Origin of the sequence: Neisseria sp. P0013.S005, assembly GCF_051958425.1 — a bacterium.
Taxonomy (GTDB): Bacteria; Pseudomonadota; Gammaproteobacteria; order Burkholderiales; family Neisseriaceae; genus Neisseria; species Neisseria subflava.
Genome location: NZ_JBQCVL010000026.1, coordinates 1 through 6,924, shown reverse-complemented (window position 1 = coordinate 6,924; position 6,924 = coordinate 1). Strand labels below are relative to the sequence as shown.

At 48.1% G+C, this 6,924-nt stretch carries 8 protein-coding genes and 3 pseudogenes; 10 read left to right on the top strand and 1 reads right to left on the bottom strand.

Annotated elements, in window-relative coordinates:
* Positions 1-100: 100 nt before the first annotated feature.
* Positions 101-487, top strand: a pseudogene (locus ACTHTA_RS11120) (hypothetical protein); the annotation flags it as partial.
* A gap of 353 nt (positions 488-840) precedes the next feature.
* Here ACTHTA_RS11120 and ACTHTA_RS11115 read toward each other — a convergent pair.
* The gene (locus ACTHTA_RS11115) at positions 841-1,560 is read right to left on the bottom strand and encodes a S24 family peptidase (RefSeq protein ID WP_440364572.1); all 720 of its coding nucleotides are present in this window, start codon (positions 1,558-1,560) and stop codon (positions 841-843) included.
* A gap of 257 nt (positions 1,561-1,817) precedes the next feature.
* Between ACTHTA_RS11115 and ACTHTA_RS11110 the strand changes: the two are divergent.
* The 9 genes and pseudogenes from ACTHTA_RS11110 to ACTHTA_RS11070 form a co-directional block, all read left to right on the top strand.
* Positions 1,818-2,057: pseudogene (locus tag ACTHTA_RS11110) on the top strand (helix-turn-helix domain-containing protein); the annotation flags it as partial.
* A gap of 74 nt (positions 2,058-2,131) precedes the next feature.
* The gene (locus tag ACTHTA_RS11105; protein ID WP_440364571.1) at positions 2,132-4,132 is read left to right on the top strand and encodes a Mu transposase C-terminal domain-containing protein; all 2,001 of its coding nucleotides are present in this window, start codon (positions 2,132-2,134) and stop codon (positions 4,130-4,132) included.
* A gap of 35 nt (positions 4,133-4,167) precedes the next feature.
* Complete coding sequence (locus ACTHTA_RS11100; protein WP_440364570.1) at positions 4,168-5,082, top strand: AAA family ATPase; 915 nt, start codon at positions 4,168-4,170, stop codon at positions 5,080-5,082.
* Positions 5,083-5,097: 15 nt separating this feature from the next.
* The gene (locus tag ACTHTA_RS11095) at positions 5,098-5,340 is read left to right on the top strand and encodes a toxin PIN (RefSeq protein WP_440364569.1); all 243 of its coding nucleotides are present in this window, start codon (positions 5,098-5,100) and stop codon (positions 5,338-5,340) included.
* A 27-nt stretch (positions 5,341-5,367) separates the two neighbouring features.
* On the top strand, positions 5,368-5,607 hold the full coding sequence (locus ACTHTA_RS11090) for a hypothetical protein (protein ID WP_440364568.1): 240 nt from the start codon (positions 5,368-5,370) through the stop codon (positions 5,605-5,607).
* 99 nt (positions 5,608-5,706) lie between these two features.
* On the top strand, positions 5,707-5,862 hold the full coding sequence (locus ACTHTA_RS11085; protein WP_440364567.1) for a hypothetical protein: 156 nt from the start codon (positions 5,707-5,709) through the stop codon (positions 5,860-5,862).
* 199 nt (positions 5,863-6,061) lie between these two features.
* On the top strand, positions 6,062-6,229 hold the full coding sequence (locus ACTHTA_RS11080; protein ID WP_170064790.1) for a hypothetical protein: 168 nt from the start codon (positions 6,062-6,064) through the stop codon (positions 6,227-6,229).
* Complete coding sequence (locus ACTHTA_RS11075; RefSeq protein ID WP_440364566.1) at positions 6,229-6,657, top strand: hypothetical protein; 429 nt, start codon at positions 6,229-6,231, stop codon at positions 6,655-6,657. Before ACTHTA_RS11080 ends, ACTHTA_RS11075 begins: the two co-directional genes overlap by 1 nt.
* Positions 6,654-6,924, top strand: a pseudogene (locus ACTHTA_RS11070) (hypothetical protein); the annotation flags it as partial. The gene ACTHTA_RS11075 and the pseudogene ACTHTA_RS11070, both read left to right, overlap by 4 nt.

The following is a 6,924-nucleotide window of genomic DNA, read 5'->3' as shown; positions in this document are numbered from 1 at the left end:
ATGGCGATACGCCGTTTGAGGTCTTGCAGGCTTATTTTTCTCAACCTGTGGTGTAAACAACGCAACGTTTTCCTACATCCGCCGTGTAGTCAAGGGGTTGATGATGAAACCGTCTGAAATGTTGAGAGTGGCAGGTAAACCAATCGCGTATTACCCGGAATTGGCAAAGCCTTTAGGCGGCGTGAACGCGTCAATCTTATTCAGTCATTTCTTCTACTGGCACGATAAGACACGGCATGAATTAGGCATTTACCGGACAGCGGAAGAAATTGAAATTGAAACTGGGCTATCCGTTCAAGAGCAAAGAACGCCACGGAATAAACTGAAAGAACGCGGTGTCTTGACCGAGACTGAAAAACGAATTGAACACCGCATTTACTACAAGCTGAATTTAGACGCTTTTGATGATTTGATGTTGCAACATTCGGGGAGTGAGGAATCAACAGCCGTTATAAGAACAGAAGATTTAACAGTATATACCCCCTTATCGGTTTTTATCGTTGTCTGTAATCAGGGTTTATTAAGAAATGATAGGATAAATTTCTATGATGATACCATAAAAAATATTAAGGGAATTTAAATAACAAAACCTGCCTTTGAAAAGGCAGGTTTTTTTTCAGACGGCCTGTGAGTGTGGGGGACTGTTAGTTTTTGCACAAGGAACAAATAGAGTAAAAAAACGCTGAAATCTCGGAAAGACGTGGATTTCGGCGTTTTTTTGTATCCGGAAAAGTTACGCCAGCTTTTTCACAAAACCGCGCCGGAATGCGCGGTTTTTTGTTGAAAGCTGACGGGATTGGGAATTTTTTAAAACTATTTTAAGAGGTTTTTAAAATGGATTTAATCAATACTCCGGCCATACCACTCAACACGGCCTATGATGGCGATGTCGTCTTGGGCATTGCTCAAATCTATTTCAAACGGTGCGTAACGTGGATTTTCAGACGTTACAAGCAGTTTGCCCGGTATGCGTTGCACACGTTTGACAAAGAGGTCATTGCCTATACGCAAGACATATAGGCCGTCACGCGGGTCGGTTTTGGCGTGATTGATGAGAATGGAATCCCCATGATTGAGCACGCCCTCCATTGAATCGCCTTTAACGGTAATTACAGACAATTTTTCCGGCTGTTTGGTCACATAGTTGTCAATCCAATATTTCCGGAAAGCCAAGCAGAATAAAGGTTCTTCGCCGAAGACCGGTGCGCCATACCCTGCTGCTGCGGCTACGTTGTAGCGCGGCACGAATACAAACTCTGACAAGTCAACAGGGTTGCCCATAGTGTCGGTAATTCCATCAGAATTTCTGCTTACAGAGAATGCTCCGGCGTTTTCCGGCCTAGCTTTATCAAGATACGGTAAGCCTTTGCCGGTCAGCAGCCAGTTTAAATCACACCCGGTAGATTCTTGAATCTTTATAAGGGTTTCAGTGTTTGGAAGACCATCGTTATACCAAATCCGGTTAAATCCGGGTGGGCTCATTCCGATATCTCTTGCAATAACCGCAGGCTTTGGGTTATCGCGCCATAAATAAGTCAATCTCTCTTTAAAAGTATTCATAAACTATCTCTATATGCGGTTGCATATATAAAAACATCTATGCAACTTTCTATGCAACTTTCTATGCAACTAAATGTATTTGGTTGCATAAAATTAATTTAATTAATAAACAAAAACATACAGAAAATCTAAGCAAAAACTTAGTTATTTCTCTATGCAACCGCTTTACATAGTATCTGGTTGCATATATTATTCAACCAACCAAGTGCAAACGGTTAGAAAAACGGTTTAACGTATGGAGTAAGTGAAATGGTACAAAAAACGCAGATTGGCACCGCGCAGATATTGTTGCAGCACTCAAAAAACGTGGGTGGTCAGTAAGAGCTCTTAGTGTTGCATCCGGCTTGTCGCCAAATACATTGAAGGGAGCATTGCAATTTCCTTATTTGAAAGGAGAAAAAATCATTGCAAATGCAATAGGTGTCCCACCTGAAGTAATTTGGCCGACACGTTATGAAGAACGTAATTTCAAGCCAGTATTAAGTGCTTCGCACTAATTATACGCAGATGTTTAAAAGAAATCATGCAAATGATTACAAATGAACTAAAAGCGGGATAAGTGGAGTTTTATATGCAAACAGATAGTCTTTCGTCATCAGAACTCGCAAATTTACGGTTGCCAAATCTACAAGTATCAAGACAGGCGATTGAGAAGCGAGCCAAGACACAAGGCTGGCCGTACATCGAAGAGGTTGGCAAAGCGCGTGGAGGCCGTCTGAAAAAATACTTAATCGCTTCCCTTCCTGCCGAAATCCGAGCAGCCATCATGAAACGGCAGTCGGACGAGCTGGCGGAGAAGATGCCGAAAATGCTGCCCCAAGTCAGACCGGGGACGGCGATGTCGGCTCAAGCACTGGCTGAAGCGGCCAAGCTGTTGAATGAGAAACAACGGTCGGTGGCGGATGCGCGATGTGCGGTGGTGGCGGCGGTGTTGGGTATCAAATATCAATACGGTTGCTCTGCGAAGGCTGCGGTGGCTCAGTTTTTGGGCTTGCTGGCAGAAGGTAAATTGGACGCGGTCACGCTTGGGAACTTGGAAAAGGCCAATGACCGCAGCCGGTCGGCAAAGGTTGGTGAACGTACTTTAGACGGCTGGATTTCTGCCTACCTTAAAGCGGAAAACGCGACGGAGCGGTTGGTTGCTTTGGCTCCGAAGACGACGAAGGCGGTCAAACCGATTGAGAGCTATGGTTGGTTGCCGATGTTTATGCAGTTTCACAATATTCCGTCCGCGCCAAAGCTGGCGCACAGCTACCGCCGGTTTGTGCAGTGGGCTGAAGCGGAAAATATGCCGGTCAATGATGTGCCTAATTTGAGTATGGTGCGGCGCGTTTGGGACAAGCTCCCGCTGATTATGCAGGAGCGCGGCAGGAAGACGGGGGCGGCTTATAAATCGCTGCTGCCTTATGTGAAACGTGATTGGGGGGCTTTGAAGCCTAACGATGTTTGGATCGGCGACGGCCACAGCTTTAAGGCGAAGGTGGCGCATCCGGTACACGGCAGGCCGTTTAAGCCGGAAGTGACGGTGATTATTGATGGTTGTACGCGGTTTGTGGTCGGTTTTTCGGTCTCTCTCGCTGAAAGTTGTGTGGCGGTATCGGACGCTCTGCGTATCGGGGTCAAGCACTTTGGTTTGCCGATTATCTACTACTCGGATAACGGCGGCGGTCAGACAGGCAAGACGATAGACCATGAAATCACGGGTATTACGTCCCGATTGGGTATCCGCCATGAAACGGGTATCGCGGGCAATCCGCAAGGCCGAGGCATCATCGAACGATGGTGGAAAGACAATCTGATTGAGATGGCGCGCCAGTATGAGACGTTTGCGGGCGCAGGAATGGACAGCAGTACGAAGAACCTGATGTACCGCAAGATGGAAAGTGCGTTTAACGCTTTGGAAAAAGGCAAGGATTTAACGGAGGAACAACAGAAATATTTGAAAAAACTGCCGAGCTGGTCGCGTTTTATCGCGGATGTGGTCAAGTGTATCGATGATTACAACAACCGTCCGCACAGCGAGCTGCCCCGACATCCTGACGGCGGGCATTATTCGCCAAAGGCTTATCGGGAAATGAGGCTGGAACAGGACGGTATCGCGCCGGATATGTTGTCGGCGGAAGAGCTGGCGACGATGTTTATGCCGCAGGAGGTGCGAAAGGTACAGCGCGGTTGGCTGGATTTGTTCAACAACTCTTATTTTTCAGTCGAGCTGGCGGAGTATCACAAAGACGAGGTACGGGTCAGCTACGATTTGGACGATGCGTCGGTGGTCAATGTGTTTGATATGGACGGTAAGTTCATCACGAAGGCACAAGTCAACGGCAATAGCCGCGAGGCTTTCCCGACGGCGCGTATCGACCAACTGGCGGAAAAACGCCAAAAAGGCAAAATCAAGCGGGCGGAAAATGCAATCAAGCTCGCGAATGCGGAAGTCAATCCGGCACTGGAACAGGCGGCGGCTTGGGACGAGCTGGGACATTTGGGCGGAAACGTCATCGAGGCGAAGTATGCTGTATTGCCGAAAACGGGCACGGACAATTTTGTTCTGTTTGAGGCGGATAGAAGTTAAAACGGTTTTAAACCTCTTTTAAAAGGACTAAAAAAATGAAACAAATCAATCATACATTGCAACAAAAACTGGCTGAATTTAAAGCCAAATCAGGGATGAATCAGACGATGCTTGCGCGCGGTATCGGGGTATCTCCGGCATCTATCAGTATGTACCTGAATGATACCTACGCGGCAAAAGGCGGAAATTATGAAACCATCGAGCCGAAAATCGAAGCGTTTTTAGAGGTACAGGACAGTAAAGCGCAACGCGAAGAGCTGGTGTTGGGTTTTGTATCGACTAAGACGACCCGCCGAATCGCGGAAGTGATGCGCGATGCGCACGAAGGCGGCGAAACGGTGGTGATCTACGGTCAGGCGGGTTTGGGCAAGACTCAGGCGGTCAAAAACTACTGCGAGAAAAACCCAGCGGCCATCTTGATTGAGGCTAATCCGAGCTTTACGGCTTTGGTCTTGATGCGCAAGTTGGCGGCTGCGGCGAAGGTATCGGCGATGGGCAGCCTGAATGATTTGTTTGAGTCTGTATCTGACCGCCTGCGCGATTCGGGCCGTCTGATTGTGGTCGATGAGGCGGAAAACCTGCCTTTACGCGCCCTTGAAATTGTACGCCGACTGCACGATGAGACGGGCTGCGGTTTGGTGTTGAGCGGTATGCCCCGACTGGTTGCGAATTTGCGCGGTAAGCATGGCGAGCTGGTACAGCTTTACAGCCGAGTGTCTGTTGCGCTGAATTTGGGCGAATCTTTGCCGGATGACGAACTCTTTGAGATTGCGAAATCGGCTTTGCCTGATGCAGACGAGGAGACGCTCTTGGAACTGGTTAAACATAGTAACGGCAATACGCGCCGGATGAGCAAATTGATGCGCGGCGCGGTACGCACGGCGAACAAGAACGGTATCAAGCTGCAGGCCGGTATCGTTAAGAAATACAGCTCCCTGATTATCCGATAAGAAAGGCCGTCTGAAATGAGACAAGAATATGCGGTACACGCCGGAGTCTATGAGGACACTTGGTACGACTACGAAACCCATAAACGTCGCAAGATTTGGCGGGCGGATGTGCGCGGCAAGCGGAAAGAAGGCTTCGCATGGTTGCAAATCCGCCGACTGCGGAAGCGATTTGAAAGCAAAGAGGAAGCCAAGGAATGGGCTGTTCAAGTGAAGGCGGATTGGGTACGCAATAATTTTTTTGCCTTGAGAAAATATTAAGTAATTGATTTATAAGGAAATAGGAAAATGTCTAATTTATTTTGCGAACGAAAAACCAAGTGGATCGGTTTGGCTTTTTGGTTGTTGTTTTGGGCGGTTTTGGTGGGCACGATGCTGCATAGCTGCTCTAAGCCGGTGGTGTCGGCGGCGAAGTTGGAAATGTCGCGCCGCGAGCGTCTGGCGGATTTGGAGGCAAAAGCCTTGGGCGAGCAATATGATGCTATGAGTACAGAAGAAAAAATGAAAGGAATTGTTTATGAGCGATAAGCCATTGAGCCCTACGGCTAGACAAGAGGCTTTGGAACGTGCGCTTAAGGAAATCCGCGCGAAATATGGCGATAAGGCGATTGTGAAAGGATGTGTGAAATGAGTTTCGGACGACGTAATACGGATTGGCAGGCTTGGGGACAACACCGCAGGCGTGCGACGGCGCGAATGGCGCAAAAAAGCCGAGAGCGCGAAATCGAGGAGTATCAGGCGCGTTTTAAACGGCCTGCCGATAAGAAGGAGGAGAAAAAATGATTTGGTTTGTTGTCGGATTGGCTGTGTTGGTGCTGCTGGGGATTTGGCTTGAACTGCTAGCCCGAATCGTCGTGTTGCACATGATAGGTAAATGCCATGACGGGTATGACGACAATTAAAACGGTAAGCCGTTGATGTTGCTCTATATTTTTTTGCCTTATTGAAAATATAAGGTATTGATTTAAAAGGAAATAGGAAAATGAATGCAAAAGAAATTGCCGAATGGATCGAAGACCGTGGCGAGCTGATGTTGATGAAGAAGGACGGCGAGGGATTTGTGATTGCTGCGCGGTCGCCGGATGGGATGTGGAAGACTGCCGAGGCGGAAACTTTGGCTCGGGCGATAACTTTATGGGAGGAAGTGTGATGGACATTGAGCAATACAACCCTAAAAAGAGTCCGAAATATAGCAATTTTATTTATAGATTTTTGAAAAATAACAAAAAAGTTATACCGCGCAGAGGAATGCCGGTTATCGAAAAGTTTGACACGCTGGGTATCTGGCGTATCGGATGGCATGACAACGACGGGTGGTTTACCGGTGCTCCCATCAGTTTTTTACCCAATGGCAAGGTAGAGATTTATGCATTTAAGCCAGGCGGACAAGTTGTCGAAAAAGTCGAATGGTGTGATTACAAACGTATTGGAGCCTGTGCTATTGACGGGTATGCGCATAAATGGCGTGAAGTTAATAAAAACAGTCGGTGCTGCGAATACTGCGGCCAATGGATACGACGGAAAGTTAAAACCGAAAAAGTTATTCGCCGCCGTGATATTTGGGAGATTGAATCATGATTTGCCGTTGTCCCAACTGCGGAGCGGCCAACAGCTTGGATAGCTTGGTCAGCGACGCCGAAGCAGCCGAAGTGCTGAAGATGTTGCTGGAACTTGATGCCGATATCGGGAAAGCGGCTATCCGCTACATTGGTCTCTTCCGTCCCGGGAAGAGCCAGCTCTCTTGGGGGCGAACCGCGAAACTGTTGAATGAGTTGCTGCCGATGATTAAGGCGCAGGAGGCAGCGCGTGACGGGGTTTGTTTTCCTGCCCCTACCGAGGCTTGGA

Excerpts from the sequence above, each read along its gene's own strand:
- ACTHTA_RS11090 (WP_440364568.1), top strand. The coding sequence starts at position 5,368 with ATGTCTAATTTATTTTGCGAACGAAAAACCAAGTGGATCGGTTTGGCT.
- ACTHTA_RS11095 (WP_440364569.1), top strand. The coding sequence starts at position 5,098 with ATGAGACAAGAATATGCGGTACACGCCGGAGTCTATGAGGACACTTGG.
- ACTHTA_RS11075 (WP_440364566.1), top strand. The coding sequence starts at position 6,229 with ATGGACATTGAGCAATACAACCCTAAAAAGAGTCCGAAATATAGCAAT.
- ACTHTA_RS11115 (WP_440364572.1), bottom strand. The coding sequence starts at position 1,560 with ATGAATACTTTTAAAGAGAGATTGACTTATTTATGGCGCGATAACCCA.
- ACTHTA_RS11100 (WP_440364570.1), top strand. The coding sequence starts at position 4,168 with ATGAAACAAATCAATCATACATTGCAACAAAAACTGGCTGAATTTAAA.
- ACTHTA_RS11085 (WP_440364567.1), top strand. The coding sequence starts at position 5,707 with ATGAGTTTCGGACGACGTAATACGGATTGGCAGGCTTGGGGACAACAC.
- ACTHTA_RS11105 (WP_440364571.1), top strand. The coding sequence starts at position 2,132 with ATGCAAACAGATAGTCTTTCGTCATCAGAACTCGCAAATTTACGGTTG.
- ACTHTA_RS11080 (WP_170064790.1), top strand. The coding sequence starts at position 6,062 with ATGAATGCAAAAGAAATTGCCGAATGGATCGAAGACCGTGGCGAGCTG.